Origin of the sequence: Lysinibacillus contaminans, from assembly GCF_001278945.1 — a bacterium.
Taxonomy (GTDB): domain Bacteria; phylum Bacillota; class Bacilli; order Bacillales_A; family Planococcaceae; genus Lysinibacillus; species Lysinibacillus contaminans.
Genome location: NZ_LGRV01000003.1, coordinates 2,389,516 through 2,407,095, shown reverse-complemented (window position 1 = coordinate 2,407,095; position 17,580 = coordinate 2,389,516). Strand labels below are relative to the sequence as shown.

The 17,580-nt window shown below is 37.1% G+C and carries 15 protein-coding genes; 9 read left to right on the top strand and 6 right to left on the bottom strand.

All coding sequences use genetic code 11. The features are described 5' to 3' along the window. The 4 genes from AEA09_RS13835 to pyrE are packed head-to-tail and all read left to right on the top strand — an operon-like array spanning position 1 to position 3,018. Positions 1–774: a dihydroorotate dehydrogenase electron transfer subunit gene (locus AEA09_RS13835; protein ID WP_053584420.1), complete on the top strand. Its 774-nt coding sequence runs from the start codon at positions 1–3 to the stop codon at positions 772–774. Continuing rightward, the gene (locus AEA09_RS13830) at positions 771–1,682 is read left to right on the top strand and encodes a dihydroorotate dehydrogenase (protein WP_053584419.1); all 912 of its coding nucleotides are present in this window, start codon (positions 771–773) and stop codon (positions 1,680–1,682) included. Before AEA09_RS13835 ends, AEA09_RS13830 begins: the two co-directional genes overlap by 4 nt. Next, a complete protein-coding gene (pyrF, locus tag AEA09_RS13825; RefSeq protein WP_053584418.1) occupies positions 1,682–2,386 on the top strand; it encodes an orotidine-5'-phosphate decarboxylase in 705 nt (234 codons plus the stop codon). Before AEA09_RS13830 ends, pyrF begins: the two co-directional genes overlap by 1 nt. A gap of 2 nt (positions 2,387–2,388) precedes the next feature. Beyond that, a complete protein-coding gene (pyrE, locus tag AEA09_RS13820) occupies positions 2,389–3,018 on the top strand; it encodes an orotate phosphoribosyltransferase (protein ID WP_053584417.1) in 630 nt (209 codons plus the stop codon). A 119-nt stretch (positions 3,019–3,137) separates the two neighbouring features. Here the strand turns inward: pyrE and AEA09_RS13815 are convergent, their stop codons facing one another. Next, the gene (locus AEA09_RS13815) at positions 3,138–4,490 is read right to left on the bottom strand and encodes an IS1182 family transposase (protein ID WP_053584416.1); all 1,353 of its coding nucleotides are present in this window, start codon (positions 4,488–4,490) and stop codon (positions 3,138–3,140) included. 1,027 nt (positions 4,491–5,517) lie between these two features. On the opposite strand from AEA09_RS13815, the gene AEA09_RS13810 reads away from it, so the two are divergent. The 5 genes from AEA09_RS13810 (at position 5,518) to opp4C (ending at position 11,317) form a co-directional block, all read left to right on the top strand. Beyond that, the gene (locus tag AEA09_RS13810; RefSeq protein WP_053584415.1) at positions 5,518–6,513 is read left to right on the top strand and encodes an ABC transporter ATP-binding protein; all 996 of its coding nucleotides are present in this window, start codon (positions 5,518–5,520) and stop codon (positions 6,511–6,513) included. 4 nt (positions 6,514–6,517) lie between these two features. Continuing rightward, complete coding sequence (locus AEA09_RS13805) at positions 6,518–7,507, top strand: ABC transporter ATP-binding protein (RefSeq protein WP_053584414.1); 990 nt, start codon at positions 6,518–6,520, stop codon at positions 7,505–7,507. A gap of 63 nt (positions 7,508–7,570) precedes the next feature. Continuing rightward, positions 7,571–9,295, top strand: coding sequence for an oligopeptide ABC transporter substrate-binding protein (gene opp4A, locus AEA09_RS13800; RefSeq protein WP_082332654.1), 1,725 nt, complete (start codon positions 7,571–7,573; stop codon positions 9,293–9,295). Positions 9,296–9,438: 143 nt separating this feature from the next. After that, complete coding sequence (gene opp4B / locus AEA09_RS13795) at positions 9,439–10,404, top strand: oligopeptide ABC transporter permease (protein ID WP_053584412.1); 966 nt, start codon at positions 9,439–9,441, stop codon at positions 10,402–10,404. A 13-nt stretch (positions 10,405–10,417) separates the two neighbouring features. Further along, positions 10,418–11,317, top strand: coding sequence for an oligopeptide ABC transporter permease (gene opp4C, locus AEA09_RS13790; RefSeq protein WP_053584411.1), 900 nt, complete (start codon positions 10,418–10,420; stop codon positions 11,315–11,317). A gap of 296 nt (positions 11,318–11,613) precedes the next feature. Here opp4C and AEA09_RS13785 read toward each other — a convergent pair whose 3' ends face one another. The 5 genes from AEA09_RS13785 to AEA09_RS13765 all read right to left on the bottom strand — a co-directional run bounded on the left by AEA09_RS13785 (position 11,614) and on the right by AEA09_RS13765 (position 17,238). Continuing rightward, positions 11,614–12,537, bottom strand: coding sequence for an ABC transporter ATP-binding protein (locus tag AEA09_RS13785; RefSeq protein WP_053584410.1), 924 nt, complete (start codon positions 12,535–12,537; stop codon positions 11,614–11,616). Next, positions 12,530–13,585: an ABC transporter ATP-binding protein gene (locus AEA09_RS13780; RefSeq protein ID WP_053584409.1), complete on the bottom strand. Its 1,056-nt coding sequence runs from the start codon at positions 13,583–13,585 to the stop codon at positions 12,530–12,532. The genes AEA09_RS13785 and AEA09_RS13780 overlap by 8 nt, the downstream gene beginning before the upstream one ends. A gap of 13 nt (positions 13,586–13,598) precedes the next feature. After that, on the bottom strand, positions 13,599–14,519 hold the full coding sequence (locus AEA09_RS13775; protein WP_053584408.1) for an ABC transporter permease: 921 nt from the start codon (positions 14,517–14,519) through the stop codon (positions 13,599–13,601). After that, a complete protein-coding gene (locus AEA09_RS13770; RefSeq protein ID WP_053584407.1) occupies positions 14,519–15,448 on the bottom strand; it encodes an ABC transporter permease in 930 nt (309 codons plus the stop codon). Before AEA09_RS13770 ends, AEA09_RS13775 begins: the two co-directional genes overlap by 1 nt. A 149-nt stretch (positions 15,449–15,597) precedes the next feature. After that, a complete protein-coding gene (locus tag AEA09_RS13765) occupies positions 15,598–17,238 on the bottom strand; it encodes a peptide ABC transporter substrate-binding protein (protein ID WP_053584406.1) in 1,641 nt (546 codons plus the stop codon). Positions 17,239–17,580: the final 342 nt, after the last annotated feature.

Here is a 17,580-nt window from a genome sequence, read left to right as displayed (position 1 = left end):
ATGATTCGTCAAGAGAAAATGACGGTCGTCTCTCAAAAGCAAATCGCGACAAACATTTTCGAATTGACACTTCGTGGAGAACTGGTTCAGGACATGACGCCTGGCCAGTTTGTCCATGTAAAAGTGTCGGATTCATTGGAGCCGCTTTTACGTCGACCAATCAGTATTGCTAACATAGACAAAGACAACAATGAATTTACAATGATTTATCGCGCAGAAGGTCGTGGAACAAAAGTTTTAGCGACAAACCGTGAAGGACAACTAGTGAATGTACTTGGCCCAATCGGTAACGGTTTCCCTGTGGATGCAGTGAAAGAGGGCGGAACAGCACTACTTGTTGGTGGTGGGATCGGTGTACCACCACTGCATGAATTATCAAAACAACTGAATTCGCGCGGTGTGAAAACAATCCACGTACTAGGTTTCCAAACAGAAGACGTATGCTTCTACGAGGAAGAGTTTAACAAGCTTGGTGAGACACACTATGTCACAGTAGACGGTTCAAAAGGTACAAAAGGCTTTGTCACAAATGTATTAGAAGACCGTGCACCTGAATTTGATGTGTTTTATTCTTGTGGACCACTACCCATGTTAAAAGCATTAGAAAACTATTATCCGGAAAAAGAAGGCTATTTATCGTTTGAAGAACGTATGGGTTGTGGCATTGGTGCGTGCTTTGCATGCGTATGTAAAACAACAGATCAAATTGAAAAAGACTATGTCAAAGTATGCTCTGACGGTCCAGTATTCCCGAAAGGTACGGTGGCATTATGAGTCGTTTAAATATTGTATTACCTGGTTTAGATTTGAAAAACCCGATTATGCCAGCATCTGGCTGCTTCGGCTTTGGTCGCGAATACGCACAACTTTATGATTTATCAAAACTTGGTGCGATTATGATTAAAGCAACGACGGTAGAAACTCGTCCAGGGAATCCAACACCGCGCGTAGCAGAAACAGCTGCAGGCATGTTGAATGCAATCGGCTTACAAAATCCAGGACTTGAAAAAGTAATGAATGAGGAATTACCATTCTTAGCAGCATATGATGTACCGATTATTGCAAACGTTGCAGGAACTGGTACGGAGGACTACGTTGAAGTGGCTCGCCGTATTTCAACTGCACCAAACGTCAAAGCGTTGGAACTTAATATTTCTTGCCCGAACGTAAAGTGCGGTGGGATTCAATTTGGTACAGACCCAGCTACAGCGCGTGAGCTAGTAGCAGCTGTAAAGGCAGTGTCTGCAGTACCGGTTTATGTAAAACTATCGCCTAACGTAACAAACATCGTTGATATTGCAAAAGCAGTGGAAGCTGGCGGAGCAGACGGCATTACAATGATTAATACATTAATCGGCATGCGTTTAGATGAACGTACTGGTAAACCAGTGATTGCAAATGGAACTGGCGGTTTATCAGGTCCTGCGGTTAAACCAGTTGCTATTCGTATGGTTTATGAAGTATATAAAGCCGTAAATATTCCGATTATCGGTATGGGCGGTGTGACAGAAGCACAAGATGTCATTGACTTTATGTCAGCCGGAGCAACTGCAGTTGCAGTTGGCACAGCTAACTTTGTCGACCATTTTGTATGTCCAACTATTATTGAAGAATTACCCGAGAAACTAGACGCATTAGGCGTACAACATATTTCAGAAATCATCGGAAGGAGCCACCGCTAATGAATACAAAGCCAATACTTGCACTCGATTTCCCAGGAGAAGAGGAAGTTTTCAAGTTTTTAAACCATTTTAATGAGCCTCTTTTTGTTAAAATTGGTATGGAGTTATACATGCAGGAAGGTCCAGATATCGTGCGTAAAGTAAAAGAGCAAGGCCATGATATTTTCCTAGATTTAAAGTTGCATGATATTCCAAACACAGTTGGGTCTGCGATGAAGGGCTTAGCAAAATTAGGTGTGGACTTAGTAAATGTTCACGCAGCAGGTGGACGCCCGATGATGGAAGCGGCACTAGAAGGCTTAGAAGCGGGAACACCAACAGGCCGCGAACGTGCAGCACTTATAGCAGTAACACAGTTAACTTCTACGACAGAAGAACAAATGCAAGCAGAACAAAAAATTGCGTTATCATTACAAGATTCTGTATTACATTATGCAAGCTTAACGAAACAAGCTGGTTTAAACGGTGTGGTTTGTTCGGTACATGAGGCAAAAGCAATTGCTGAATTATGTGGCGAAGATTTCTTACGTGTGACACCAGGTATTCGTTTAGCAGGCGGAGAATCACATGACCAAAAGCGAATTGCAACGCCAAATGGTGCAAAACGTGACGGTTCTTCATTGATTGTAGTAGGACGCGCTGTTACAGGTGCACAAGATCCAGTAGCAGCATATAAAATCGTAAGCGAATTATGGGAGGCATAAACATGACATTACAAAACGAAATCGCACACGCTATGTTAAAAGTAGGTGCAGTAGAATTAAATCCAACAGACCTATTTACTTGGGCATCAGGCATCAAATCACCTATCTATTGTGATACACGTTTAACAATCTCTGATCCTGTCATTCGTAAACAATTAGCAAATGGTTTAGCTTCAGTTATTAAAGAAAACTTTGCAGCAACAGAAGTCGTTGCAGGTACAGCAACAGCTGGTATCCCACACGCAGCATGGGTAAGTGATATCTTAGATTTACCAATGGTGTACGTGCGTTCAAAAGCAAAAGAACATGGCCGTGGAAACCAAATTGAAGGTAAATACGCAGCGGGCCAAAAAGTAATCGTAGTAGAAGATATTGTGTCTACAGGCGGTTCTTCAATCACAGCAGTAGAAGCATTACGCGCAGCTGGTTGTGAAGTACTAGGTGTAGTTTGTGTGTACACATATAACTTACCACGTGCAGAGCAAGCCTTTGAAGAAGCGGGCATCAAGTATGTATCATTAACAAATTTCGATTACTTAATCGAAGCGGCTAATGAATCAGGTGCGATTAAAGAAGAGGATATTCCTTTCTTGAAGGATTGGCACAAAAAGTTAAAAGCAGGCGAGTTATAAACCTTAAACATTAACCGAAAGTAAAAAGACTAAATTTAAATTTAATATGAATCAATTTCATAATTCATCTTTTTCAAAAGCTTAGACTGCTCCTAATTCAAAACTTACGTTTTTAAAATTTAAGCTGCTTGGTTTTGATCTTGTAAGATGGCATTGATTCTATCTGTTGCTAATTTGCAGGCATTATAAATAAACGTCACAAGGTCGAAATGTAGTTTTGCCTTTCTTCCTGTTCGATGACGGACATTTTTCAATTGAAAATATTGTTTTAAATAAGCGTTTACTCGCTCAACCGCTGTTCGTTCTTTGTAAAGATTTTTCCACAGTTCAGAGCCACGTGCTGGATACGTATATTTCCGAATGTCTGTATCACACTTGATTTTGAACACCTTTTGACACAAGGAATCCTTGCGTAAAGGACAGGTCGTACATTCTTTTGGGCGTGTGAATTTTAGCGTGCGATATTGCTCGTCAAAACTATCGTAACAGTAGCTATGTTCACGTACACAAGTGGGACGGAAATATTCATCGAACCCGATGTATTCACCTTCACGACGGGGATTATATGGAATCACTATACGCATATTTTGTGCAGCTGCTTGCGTATAAATCGGTTCATAATCATAACCCGCATCGAATAAAGCCGTTGTAAAATGACTTGGTATCAGGTGTTCCACCTTTTTTAGTAAGGGAATCGCTGCTTTACTATCATGTAAATTGCCAGATGTCATGAGACGACTCACGATATATTGGCTTTTTGATGAAATAGCTAAATTCCCTTTAAAGCCATACCAAAACGTATTTTTACCGTCGCTATTTTTCTTGATGCCCCATTGTGGGGCAATCGGTGCATCTGCCCAAAGTGTTTCGAGTGGTATATCTAATTGGTGCTCAATTTTCTTTTCATAAGTCGTACGATTCGCTTCAGCCTCTGCCTGTTCAGCGAGCCAAGCAGCATGTTCTTCTTTTGTTTTTCTCCCACGTTTTTTCGTTGGTGCTTCTTTCTTTTCAGAAGGTTTCGAAGCGTCACGTGATTCGAAGTGTGTTGCGTCAATCGCAAGATGTTCATCACAAAGAAAACCTTCTAGAAACGCTTGTTGAATCAGGGTATCTTGCATTTCATCAAGAATTGTCGATTGACTGATGACATTGATAATCCTCGAATAGGAAGCTTCCGAAGGGACTGGGTCTGACACAAGAAACCCACAATCAAAACGAAATAAAGGATCATTTACCAAACGTTTTACCAAATCTTTTATTGTTGGGATACGTTCAACTATTCGAATGATGAGCGATTGAATCATGGCACCATAATTTAATTCACGTGGTGCGCCACGCAAAGTCTTTTTTGTGAATAAGTGAAAAATCGGCTGTACGTCAAATGTAGAAAAAACAGCGTCAAAACGACGAGAACTTTCCAAATTCAATAATTCTTGGATGTCAAAAAGACTTATTTGTTTTACAATAGTCATAGGGCATTCACCTCTTGGTTAATTTGGTTTCGTCGCTTAAATTATACCAAAATGGGGAGGTGCCCTTTTTTTATTGTTTGAAAGCCCCTGATACCGAAGGGATCGGAATTATGAAATCAACTCATATATGTAAATTTTATAAAAACACGACCACGGCTATTTATCCGATGGTCGTGTTTTTTGATATTTTAGGGACTTTACAGAGAAAAAATATATAATTAGATAATTTTAGAGATAGAGGATGTTCGTAAATTTATGGCGAATAAATAGTTAACTATAATAGTTTACTAATGTAGTAAAAAAAGCTTTTAGTTACTAATGCTTGAATAGGTAAAACTATATATTAATAACAATAAACTTAGAAAGTGAATTACCTGAATAAAAAGAAGGCGAAGATAAAAGTTCAGTAATAACCATTTTTTCATAATGAAAGGATGTCTTTGATAGATTAGAAAAGAGGCACAATGCATTTACTTGTTATGTAAATATAATAAAAATATAACAAATTGTAAAAAGGAAACCAAAAATGAATAAGAATTCAGTTAAAGACCGTGGTAAAACTAACAGTTTTTTGTAATAGATGTATGGTTTGTTTAATATATAATATTATAATAATTACGAAAAATCACTTGATTAAATGTATTATTTCTAGATAAAATAGTATTATCATTACATGTCAGACTATTCTGAAATTTATTAGGTGTAATAATCCTAGTCACGAATGTAAAAAAGTTATTAATTTGTTTGCAAATTCTATTTTTTGAAAAGTAATAATTAATTGTGCAGTTATGTTTCTAAAATAAGTTTTAGGTTATCTGTAATTATTTTTCGCAATATTAAGTAAACTGACAAATGTATTTAAATAATAAGTGGTTAAATAATAATCCAATGATGAAAACATGTTCATTATCTATTGTTCTGTACTAAGTTGAAAAATAATATATTCAGTATCTAAATGAAAGGTTTAATTAAATTAAAAAGTTAGATTTTATGAAATTATATAAAAATTAAAGGTGTGATATTAAATATGAATTTAATGCTTGAAGTGAAAAATCTTAAAACAGGCTTTGATATAGAAGGAGAAATATATCACGCTGTAGATGATGTTTCATTCTCAGTTAAAAAGCGGCAAATAGTTGGTGTGGTTGGCGAATCCGGTTGTGGAAAAAGTGTTATGTCACTTTCAATTATGCAACTTCTTCCTAAAGGTATCGGGCAAATTACAGGTGGTGAAATAAAATTCCGAGGGGAAAATATTGAAGGTCATACTAATGATGAGATGAATAAAATTAGAGGCAAAGAAATCAGTATGATCTTCCAAGAACCTATGACATCATTAAATCCCGTTTTTACAATTGGATTTCAAATAGTAGAGATTTTGCTTAATCATAGCAACATCACAAAGCCAGAAGCTAGAAATAAAGCGATAGAGTTATTAAAAAATGTTGGTATTCCAAGACCAGAAAAAATTGTTGATGAATATCCTCATCAATTGTCAGGTGGAATGAGGCAACGGGTGATGATCGCCATTTCAATTGCTTGTCAGCCAAAGCTTTTAATCGCTGATGAACCTACTACTGCATTAGATGTGACAGTACAAGCCCAAATTCTAGAATTGCTTAAGAGTATTCAGAAAAAAAATGACATGTCCGTTTTATTGATTACACATGATTTAGGCGTAGTTGCAGAAATGTGTGATGAAGTAATCATCATGTATGCAGGTAAAATTGTAGAAAAAACAAGTGTGGACAACTTGTTCTATAATCCACAGCATCCTTATACGAAACTATTAATGGCATCAATTCCAAGGATAGATGTGGAAGTTAATGAACTAACTACAATTCAAGGTATAGTGCCATCATTAAAAAACATGCCTAAATCAGGCTGCCGATTTGTTGAAAGATGCCCATCTGCTAAGCCAGAATGCAGCACCGTAACACCTCTGCTTGCAAATGTAGGCTATGAACATGAGGTTTCGTGTTTACTTTATGAGGGGTGCTATCCTAGAGAAGGTATGAGGTAACAACATGAACGATACAACAATTAAATATGAGAAAGAAAATTTATTAGAAGTTAAAAATCTAAAAACCTATTATCCTATTAAAGGCGGATTTCTAAGAAAAACAGTTGGACATGTAAAAGCGGTTGATAATGTTTCATTTTCAATTAAAAACGGTGAAACACTGGGTTTAGTAGGGGAATCTGGCTGTGGAAAGTCCACAACAGGACGTACTATTTTAAGATTATTAGATTCTACTGAGGGACAAATATTATTTAAGGGTCAGGATATTACAAAATTACAAGGGAAATCTTTAAGAGAAATAAGAAAAGATATTCAAATGATATTCCAAGATCCATACGCGTCATTGAATCCAATGCAGATGGTTGGAAGCGTCGTATCTGAACCGATTATGAACTTCCAAAAAAAATCATTAGCATCATTGAAAAATGAAGTCATTGAATTATTGAGGAAAGTAGGATTACCTGAAGATGCATATTACAAATACGCGCATGAATTTTCTGGAGGTCAGCGTCAAAGGATAGGTATTGCTAGAGCTTTGGCCCTTAGACCAAAACTAATCGTTGCTGATGAACCAGTCTCTGCATTGGATGTTTCCGTTCAATCTCAAGTTCTAAATTTATTAAAAGAGTTGCAAGATGAATTTAACTTAACATTTTTATTTATTGCTCATGATTTAAGTGTTGTGAAACATATGAGTGATCGAATTGCCGTTATGTATTTGGGAAATATTGTTGAAATTGCTGAGAAAGAAAGTATTTATGAGGAACCAAAGCATCCTTATACACAGGCTTTGATCTCAGCAATCCCAATACCTGATCCGAGAAAGAAAAGTAATCGTATTATTTTAAAGGGAGATGTCCCAAGTCCTGCTAATCCTCCACAAGGGTGCCCATTCCATCCTAGATGTCCACAGGCAATGGCGGAGTGTTCATTGTCTAAACCATTATTAAAGGAGGTGAAATCAGGTCATAGGGTTGCTTGCCACTTATATTAAAAGCTGGCAATAAGAAAAAGTGAGGATATGAATTTCAAAATAAAAAATCACGGGGGGAAACTAATGAAAAAATCATCATTATGGGCGTTCATGCTTATGCTGGTAATGGCATTATTCCTAGCAGCATGTAATGGCGACTCAACTACAACTGAAAAAGAGGGCGAGAAAGAAAAGGATACACCAGCATCAACTACTGAGTCAAAAGAAGGCGGAATCGTTACATTTGGAACAGACCAAGCTCCTGAAGGCGTATTTGAACCTGCCTATGCAGGAAGTATTGTCGATAGTTATATACAAGAGTTTATACGGGACGAAATCTATCAAGTAAATGATGATTTAGAATATGTGCCTGAACTAGCAACATGGGAAATTAGTGATGATAAACTAACGTATACGTTTAATTTAGAAAAGGGTGTAAAATGGCATAATGGTGAGGAATTAACGGTGGACGATTGGGTATTTGCATTAGAAACGTTAGCAGACCCAGCTTATGATGGAGAGCGTTACAACTATGTTGAAAATGTTAAAGGGGCAAAGGCAAAAAAAGAGGGGAAAGCTGATTCAATTGAAGGAATAGAAGTTGTTGACCCTTATACTGTAAAAATTACTTTTGAGGCTGTGAAAATTAATAACCTAGAAAATCTTTGGTCTCATCCAATGCCGAAGAAGCATTATGAAGGCATTGCGATTAAAGACTTAGGTGAATCAAAACAAGTTCGTGAAACGCCTGTAGGCTTAGGGGCATTTAAAGTGAAGAAAGTTGTCGACGGCGAATATTCTGAATTAGAGCGTTTTGATGATTACTGGAAAGGAAAACCAACTCTTGATGGAGTAATTGTAAAGGTGATCGATCCATCATTAGCAGCTGGTGCGTTCCAAAACGGTGAGATTGACATTATGTCTATTAGACCACAATCAGTAAAAGAACTTTCGGCATTAGATAATGTGCGAATCGAAGAAACAAAGGGTGTAGGTTATTCTTATATTGGGCTTCGATTTGGTCACCGTGATAAAGCTACGCTTACAAATGTAGCTGATTTTGATAAATTTAAATCGAAAGAATTACGACAAGCATTATTATATGCGATTAACCGTCCAGCAATGATCGATGCTTTCTTAGAAGGAAAAGCTGAAGTTGCGAATACTGTTATTCCGAGTACTTTCTGGATAGCTGCTGAGGAATCTGAATTAAATCAATATGAATTTAATCAGGATAAGGCTAAAGAACTTCTAAAATCGGCAGGTTACGTAGATAAAGATGGAGATGGCTTTGTAGAAGATCCAAAAGGAAAGCCATTCAAAATTTCATTTGGTCACTATGCTGGTCCTGCTGCTTTTGAAGGCCGTTCGCAAGCAATTATTCAAGCTTGGAATGACATTGGTGTGAAAACCGAATTAGCAACGGGTACTTTAATTGAGTTCAACTTATATAACGAAATGAAAAATAATGATGATGCGGTACTAGAAGCATTCTTCGGTTCTTGGAGTACAGGTGCTGACCCTGACCCATCAGGACTTTGGGCAAATAATGCGGAGTGGAACTTTGGTCGTTGGGTAGATGCTGAAAACCAAAAACTTTTAGATGAAGGCTTAAGTGAAGCTGCATTTGACACAGACTATCGTAAAAATGTTTATGTTGAATGGCAAAAACATATCAATGAAGAACTGCCTGCAATTCCGTTATGGGAAAACTTAGATTTATATGGTATTAATAATCGTCTACAAGGTGTTCATATCAACGCTGTTGGTTTCCAAACAGATGTTTACAAATGGAGTGTTGTTGAGTAAGGGCACGATATAATTCTGTTAGCTTGTTAGTACCCGATAAGTAAGCTGTGTACAAAAAAGCTTTATAATTACTGCTGGTATCTGAGGTCCCATTTTAAATGGGGCCAGATATTAGTAAAACTTTATTGATAAGGAGATGTCACATGCTTCAATACACACTACGAAGACTACTCGGCATGATTCCATTGTTACTCCTTATTTCGCTAGTGGTGTTCTTCTTAGCAAAAATGATGCCGGGAGATCCGTTTGCGGGAGAAATTGATCCTTCAAATACGAACCCACAATACATTGAAGAAATGAGAGAAAAATTAGGCTATAATGATCCAATTATCGTGCAATATGGTAGATGGATTTCAGATTTTATACAAGGAGATTTTGGGAAATCTACTGTCTATAAAAAACCGGTCTCGGAAGTTATTGCACAACGGATTCCTAATACAATATTTTTAGCAGTAACTTCTTTATTTTTTACGTATATTTTTGCATTTATAATGGGTATGTATGCGGGGAGAAAACCTTATACACTAGGTGATAATCTAATTGCCTCGTACAATTATTTAGCATTAGCAATCCCGTCATTTGTCGCGGGAATTGTTGCAATTTACTTTTTCTCCTTTAAATTAGGTTGGTTCCCGTTCAACGGCTCAGTCGCTGTTGGATTAGACGAGGGAACATGGGCTTACTATCAAAGTAGGTTTCATCATGTGTTATTGCCTGCACTTGTATTAGGATTAATGGGAACAGCTTCTTATACGCAATTTTTACGAAATGATATTATTGATAACAGTAGAAAAGATTTTGTTAGGACAGCAAGAGCGAAGGGGACGAAAGAGTCCACAATTTATAATAAACATATTTTAAGAAATTCGATTATTCCGATAGTTACTTTTCTTGGTTTTGATATCGCTACATTAATCAGTGGTGCGGTCATAACAGAAACCATTTTTACCTATCCGGGAATAGGCGCACTCTTCTTATCCTCTGTTGGTAGTAGAGATTATGCGGTAATGATGTCGATAACTATGTTACTTTCGTTCTTAACGCTTTTTGGAAATTTAGTGGCCGATTTATTATATGGTGTAGTAGATCCGCGTATTAGACTGGATTGAGGAGGGGAAACGATTGGAAATAGTAACGAATGATAAAATATCAGCACCAATAAAAAGCCCCTCTCCATGGGTGATAGCGAGAAGAAAGTTCGTTAAAAATAAATTAGCGATGATTAGTCTTATTTTTTTAGTAATTGTCATCATTTTGTCGTTTTTAGCACCGTATATAACAACTAAAGACATTGTTCGAATAGATTTTATGAAAATTAGTAAACCGCCATCTAGTGAGCATTGGCTTGGAACGGATACAAATGGGCGCGACGTTTTTACTAGAATGCTCTATGCTGGAAGATCTTCATTAACAGTTGGATTAGGATGTATGTTTTTTATTGTTTTCATAGGGACAACTGTAGGGGCTATTTCTGGGTATTTTGGGGGCAAGATAGATAAAATTTTAATGCGTTTTACAGATTTTGTTTTAATGTTCCCGTTTTTGGTATTTGTTATTGTTTTAAATACGATTCTTTCGGGGAAAGTTTCAGGCTTATGGACATTGATCTTTGTTATTTCCGTTTTAACCTGGGGAGGAGTTGCCCGGATTGTAAGGAGTAGAGTTCTTGCTGAAAAAGAAAATGAATATATTTTAGCTGCTAAATCGATCGGTTGTAAATCATCAAAAATAATCATTAAACATTTATTGCCTAATGTTGCTTCAACTATTATTGTACAGGCTACCTTATTGGTGGCAGTGACAATAGTTGCAGAGTCTGCTTTAAGTTTCTTAGGTTTTGGGGTCCCAGCAGATACGCCAAGCTGGGGAAATATGTTAGCGGAGGCTAGGAATTCTGACGTCCTTAGGGATAAAACATGGATCTGGATGCCACCGGCAATAGCTATTACATTAGTCATTTTGTCAATAAACTTCATTGGTGAAGGACTGAAAGACGCTATGAATCCTAAATCGAAAAGGTAAACAATTTTGATGCTAGGATTGAATCATTCAATAAATATAGTGTCTCGATGTTGCGTTCAATATGATAATAAACGAGATATACGCACTTTTAAAAGTAAGGAGTAACTACTTTTAAAGGTGCTATATTATTTTCAATGAACTAACTATTAGTAAAAAACTATACACTTCGCAATATAACAGGGGGATTCTCCTATCAATGCATCTACTGCTTAATTAATGTAAATATTAGAAATGTAAAAGAAGATAGAAAAAATCCACCCAACGAAATTTCGATGGATGGATAGAATGAAAAGTTATTAGTGTTTAGCAAGCCATTTTTTCACTAAATCAGCTGTACCGTACACATAATGTTGTTCTCCAACCTCGTGATATGTTGCACTATCATCAACTTCTGTATGCTCATAAGGAATACGTTGACGACGCTTCTCTGACATAGGATCTGGGAGTGGAATAGCTGATAATAAAGATTTTGTATAAGGGTGAACAGGATGATTGTAAATATCATCAGCTTTCCCAATCTCCATAATTTTACCACGATACATAACAGCGATACGATCACTGATATATTTCACCATCGATAAGTCATGGGCGATGAAAAGATACGTGAGACCACGTTCTTTTTGCAATTGTTTTAAAAGGTTAACAACTTGTGCTTGAATGGATACGTCAAGTGCTGAGATGGGTTCATCGGCAATGATGAACTTAGGATTTAAGCTCAGTGCACGTGCGATACCAATACGTTGACGTTGACCTCCTGAAAATTCGTGGGCATAACGGTTTGCGTGTTCTTTATTTAAACCGACAGCTTCAAGAAGTTGATTTACTTTTTCACGACGCTCATTTTTGTTTTTATACAGACCGTGAATTTGAAAAGCCTCACTAATGATTTCTCCAGCAGTCATACGAGGGTTTAAAGAAGCGTACGGATCTTGGAAAATCATTTGCATTTGACTGTTAAATTTCTTTAGCTCGTCTTTTGATTTTTTACCATGTACATTTTCACCATCGAAAATAATTTCGCCGCCTGTAATATCATAAAGACGAATAATGGAGCGACCAGTTGTCGATTTCCCACAACCAGATTCACCTACAAGGCCAAGTGTTTCGCCTTCATAAACGTCGAAACTAATGCCGTCTATTGCTTTAATTGGGTTATTAGAAGGACCAAAATATTGTCTTAAGTTTTTAATCTCTAGAATTTTTTTTGCAGTATTAACCATGGAATTGGGCCTCCTTTTCTAAAAACCCTTCGATGCGTTTTGCAACAGCATCTGGTAGTGGAACTTTTGGCGCGTCGGGATGCAGTAACCAAGTTTTTGCGAAATGTGTATCACTTACTTGGAACATCGGTGGCTCTTGTTCATAATCGATGGCCATCGCAAATTCATTGCGCGCTGCAAATGCATCACCTTTTGGCGGATGAATGAGATCGGGCGGCGAACCAGGAATCGTACGTAATAGCTCGTCTGAATTATTATCTAAGTCTGGCATTGAGCCAAGTAAACCCCAAGTATATGGATGTTTAGGATTATAGAAAATATCATTAACAGTACCGTACTCGACAATTTGGCCTGCATACATAACCGCAACACGGTCTGCAACGTTTGCCACAACGCCTAAGTCATGGGTAATGAAGATAATCGATGTTTTCGACGTTTTTTGAATTTCTTTCATTAACTCTAAAATTTGTGCTTGGATTGTTACGTCAAGGGCAGTTGTCGGTTCATCGGCAATCAGTAGCTTTGGATCGGCTGCAAGGGCAATAGCAATTACAACACGCTGACGCATCCCACCTGAAAACTCGTGTGGATATTGCTTATAACGTTTTTCAGGGAATGGAATCCCAACTTGCGTTAATAATTCAATCGCACGCTTCTTTGCATCTTCTTTTGACACTTTTTTATGCTGTAGAATAACTTCAGTTATTTGACGACCGACCTTCATTGTCGGATTAAGGCTTGTCATTGGATCTTGGAAAATCATAGCAATCTCATTGCCGCGTACTTTAGACATTTCTTTGTCAGATAGAGGAATTAAATCACGACCATTAAACAAAATTTGTCCTGACTCATAAATACCAGGTGGCTGTGGAATTAATTTCATTAGTGCATTACTTGTCACACTTTTTCCAGATCCAGACTCACCAACGATTGCAAGAGTTTCTCCTTCTTTTAAATCAAAGCTTACTCCGCGTACTGCATGGACAAGCCCTGCATATGTTTTAAAATTTACTTTTAAATCTTTCACTTCTAAAATTGTTTGACTCATGTCGGCCACCTCCTTATTTACGTAGTTTTGGATCAAGTGCATCACGTAAGCCGTCACCAATAGCGTTAAATGCGAAAATTGTTAGTGAAATGAATACTGCTGGGAAAATCAAACGCCAAGGCGCATTGGCAATTGCTTTATTACCTTCAGATGCCATTGTTCCCCAACTTGCATCAGGAGCAGGAACCCCAAGACCCAGGTAGCTAAGGAATGATTCTGTGAAAATAGCAGATGGAATGGTTAACGTCATTGTGACTAAAATCGCACCAAGTGCATTTGGAATTAAATGTTTTAATATTAAGTGCCACGTGTTCGCACCTAATGTACGTGCAGCAAGTACGTATTCTTGATTTTTAATGGATAATACTTCCCCACGGACGATTCGAGCCATATTAATCCAGCCAGTAATTGAAAGGGCGATAATCATTGGAATTATACCTGGTTCCATTACCACTAAAAGTACTATAACAACTAAAAGGTAAGGGACCGCTGTTAATACATCTGCGATACGCATCATAATATTATCAACACGACCGCCAGCTAAACCAGAAATACTACCCCATAGAACGCCGATTATTAAGTCAATGATAGCTGCTGCAATCCCGATGAATAGGGAAATACGCGCGCCATCCCAAACTCGAACAAAAATATCACGACCTAAATCATCTGTTCCAAACCAGAACTGTGCAGAGGGGGGAGCATTATAGACACCAAGCTGATCACTTGCTTTGTATGGTGACAACATTGGAACAAAGGTAGCCATTAAGACAATAATAATTAACACAATAACACCGAGTATTGCCATTTTATTGTGTGTAAATCGAAGCGATACTTCCTTCCAGAAGGAAACAGATGTATCTGCGAGTTTTTCAGTAGCTTCATGGTTGCCACCGACAATTTTAAACATTTCTTTGTCTACCTGTTTTTGTAACATTATTTTTTCGCTCCCTTCAACTTAATTCGCGGATCAATAACGCTGTATAAAATATCGACAATTAATACCGCAAATAAAAGGATGATTGAGTAGAACACCGTTGTTCCCATAATTACAGTGTAGTCACGGTTTGTAATACTTTGAACAAAGTGTTTACCAAGACCTGGGATTGCGAAAATTTGTTCTACGATAAAACTCCCTGTTACCACACCCGCTGTTAGTGGACCTAAGTATGTAACAACTGGTAGTAGTGCGTTACGTAATGTATGACGGAAAACGACTGTCCATTTACCTAGACCTTTGGCACGCGCCATTTTGACGTAATCACTATTGTTTTGTTCAAGCATACTTGAACGTGTTAATTTTGCGATAAAGCCCATATGTGTGAAGGCAATAGCTGTTGCTGGCAGTATACTATATACAAATCCTTTCCACCCGCTAATCGGGAACCAACCAAGTTTATATGCTAAAAAGTACTGCATTAAGCCGGCCAAAATGAACGATGGAACAGAAATACCGAGTACCGCAAAGGACGTTGCCAAATAATCTGGGAACCTATTATGATAAAGCGCGGAAAATACGCCTATTAACACACCGAATCCAACTGCCAAAAGCATAGCTTGAATCCCTAGTGTTAAAGAAACTGGGAAACTTTCAGAAATCATATCATTTGTAGAGCGCGCTTTATACTTCATTGATTCACCGAAATTGAAAGTGGCCGTATCGATTAAATAATCTTTATATTGAATGTACCAAGGGTTATTTAATCCATACGTTTCGTTTAACTTTTCCTCAATTTGTGGCGGGAAATTACGTTCACTCGCAAAGGGGCTACCTGGAGCAAGACGCATTAAGAAAAACGTAACCGTTACGATGACGAAAAGCGCGAGAAGTATATACATCAGCCTTTTCAAAATATATTTAATCACCTAAAACTCCTCCTTCTATTTGTCAATTTTCAGACAAATATATGCCTTCGTATTTTAAAAAGAGCTGACTCGAGCCGAAGTCGACTACGAGGCAGCTCCTAGATCTAGAGCCTAAAACAAAATTTTCGAAAAATTAATTATGAAAAGAATTATTTTACATCAACATGTTTAAGCTGGATGTTACCAAGACGATCTGGATCCATGTTAGACACTTTCTCGTTTACTACTGAAAGGTTCGTGTAGTAATAGATAGGCGCAATTGGGAATTCAGTCATTGCAATTTCTTCAGCTTGTTTTAAGATGTCTAAACGTTTTGCTGAATCTGTTTCAACAAGAGATTGTTGCATTAATTTTTTGTACTCAGCATTTTCCCAACCAGTATCATTGTTACCGTTGTCAGCTGTAATGTATTGTTCTAAGAATGAGTAAGCATCGTTGTAGTCAGCAGTCCAACCCATACGACCAACTTGATAATCTAACTGGTTAAGTTTTTCTAAGTAAACTTGCCATTCAGAGTTATCAAGACCTACAGTAATTCCAAGGTTTTTACTCCAACCTTCTTGGATGAATTGAGCGATAGCAGCATGTGCTTCACTTGTATTCATAGAGATGTTTACTTTGATATCTTTTGGATCAGTAATACCAAGTTCTTTCATACCAGCTTCAAGTGCAGCCTTTGCACCCTCGATATCGTTGTCTTTAAAGTACCCACGGTCTTCTTCAAAGCTAGAAATTGCATTTGGTACCATACCTAAAGCAGGTGTTTGTTCACCTTTAGTAACATTGTCAATTAAACTTTGACGATCGATTGCTAGAGTAAGTGCTTTTCGGATGTTAGCATTTCCAGTAATTTCGTCAGTAGTATTAAATTTGTACCAGTAGATTGAAGCAAAGTCATTGATGCGTAAAGCATCATTCTTTTTAAATTCATCGATAGAGTCAAGAGCTACTGTTTGATATGGAGCCCCTAAGTAGTCGATTTCTCCACCTTTAAACATTGTTGCAGCAGTAGCTTCATTTTCAACCATACCAATGTTTACTGTTTCAAGAGCTACGTTAGCAGCATCCCAATAATCTGCGTTTTTCTTAAGAACCATTGAATCACTATGTTTCCAATCAGCTAATGTGAATGGACCGTTTGTTACGAAATTTTCACCAGCATCTGCATACCAATCTTTATTGCCGTCAACGACTTTTTGATTGATAGGTAAGAAAGTTTTGAATGCTGTTAACTCTAGGAAATATTCTGTTGGATTTGCTAGAGTAACGACTAATGTTTTGTCGTCTTCAGCTTTAATGCCAACTTCTTCTACAGAACCTTCTCCTAAGTTGTAAGCTTCAGCGCCTTTAATTGAGTAGAATACAGAAGCATACTCAGAAAGATTTTCTGGGTTTAATGCCCATTTCCAAGCATATTCAAAGTCGCCAGCTACAACTGAATCTCCGTTAGACCATTTTGCATCACGTAAATTAAACGTGTAAGTTAATTTATCATCGCTAATTTCAACAGATTCAGCCATAGCTGGTTCTGGTGTACCTTCAGCATTTAAACGGTATAAACCTTCAAACACGTTAATTAGTACTGCACTTGATGTAGAATCAGTTGCAAGTTGTGGGTGTAAAGATGGTGGTTCAGAAGGTATTACTAAATTTAACTCTTTAGATGAACCAGATTCTTTTTTATCGTCTGATGATTTTTCAGCCGAATCTCCACCAAAGCCACATGCAGCTAATACTAATGAAAGTGCTGCAAGTACTGTTAGTAATAAAAACTTTTTGTTCTTATTCATATAAATCCCCCATATACAATTTTTAAGCCCACTATGAAGCTTGTATTTAATATATCAAAAAATCTTTGTATACAAAATAAAAAAGATTCTAATTAATTTAGTATTATCTGACAATACGAAAAATAATAACTATTTATAATTTAGTATGGTAAATTATGAAAGTGAAAAAATGATAAAAAAATGATTAAATTCTATTTTTAATAACAAAAAAACAATAAAGATAAAAAAATGCTAAAATTAATAGAAAAGTCATATTTTTCAGATAATACAAGATGTTTGTCAAAAATGATTCAAAAGACCTAGTTGTAATACCTTAAGGTATTTATTGTATTTTGTAGAAAA

Coding starts and splice junctions, on each gene's coding strand:
- AEA09_RS13835 (WP_053584420.1), top strand. CDS start 1: ATGATTCGTCAAGAGAAAATGACGGTCGTCTCTCAAAAGCAAATCGCG.
- AEA09_RS13830 (WP_053584419.1), top strand. CDS start 771: ATGAGTCGTTTAAATATTGTATTACCTGGTTTAGATTTGAAAAACCCG.
- pyrF (WP_053584418.1), top strand. CDS start 1,682: ATGAATACAAAGCCAATACTTGCACTCGATTTCCCAGGAGAAGAGGAA.
- pyrE (WP_053584417.1), top strand. CDS start 2,389: ATGACATTACAAAACGAAATCGCACACGCTATGTTAAAAGTAGGTGCA.
- AEA09_RS13815 (WP_053584416.1), bottom strand. CDS start 4,490: ATGACTATTGTAAAACAAATAAGTCTTTTTGACATCCAAGAATTATTG.
- AEA09_RS13810 (WP_053584415.1), top strand. CDS start 5,518: ATGAATTTAATGCTTGAAGTGAAAAATCTTAAAACAGGCTTTGATATA.
- AEA09_RS13805 (WP_053584414.1), top strand. CDS start 6,518: ATGAACGATACAACAATTAAATATGAGAAAGAAAATTTATTAGAAGTT.
- opp4A (WP_082332654.1), top strand. CDS start 7,571: ATGAAAAAATCATCATTATGGGCGTTCATGCTTATGCTGGTAATGGCA.
- opp4B (WP_053584412.1), top strand. CDS start 9,439: ATGCTTCAATACACACTACGAAGACTACTCGGCATGATTCCATTGTTA.
- AEA09_RS13785 (WP_053584410.1), bottom strand. CDS start 12,537: ATGGTTAATACTGCAAAAAAAATTCTAGAGATTAAAAACTTAAGACAA.
- AEA09_RS13780 (WP_053584409.1), bottom strand. CDS start 13,585: ATGAGTCAAACAATTTTAGAAGTGAAAGATTTAAAAGTAAATTTTAAA.
- AEA09_RS13775 (WP_053584408.1), bottom strand. CDS start 14,519: ATGTTACAAAAACAGGTAGACAAAGAAATGTTTAAAATTGTCGGTGGC.
- AEA09_RS13765 (WP_053584406.1), bottom strand. CDS start 17,238: ATGAATAAGAACAAAAAGTTTTTATTACTAACAGTACTTGCAGCACTT.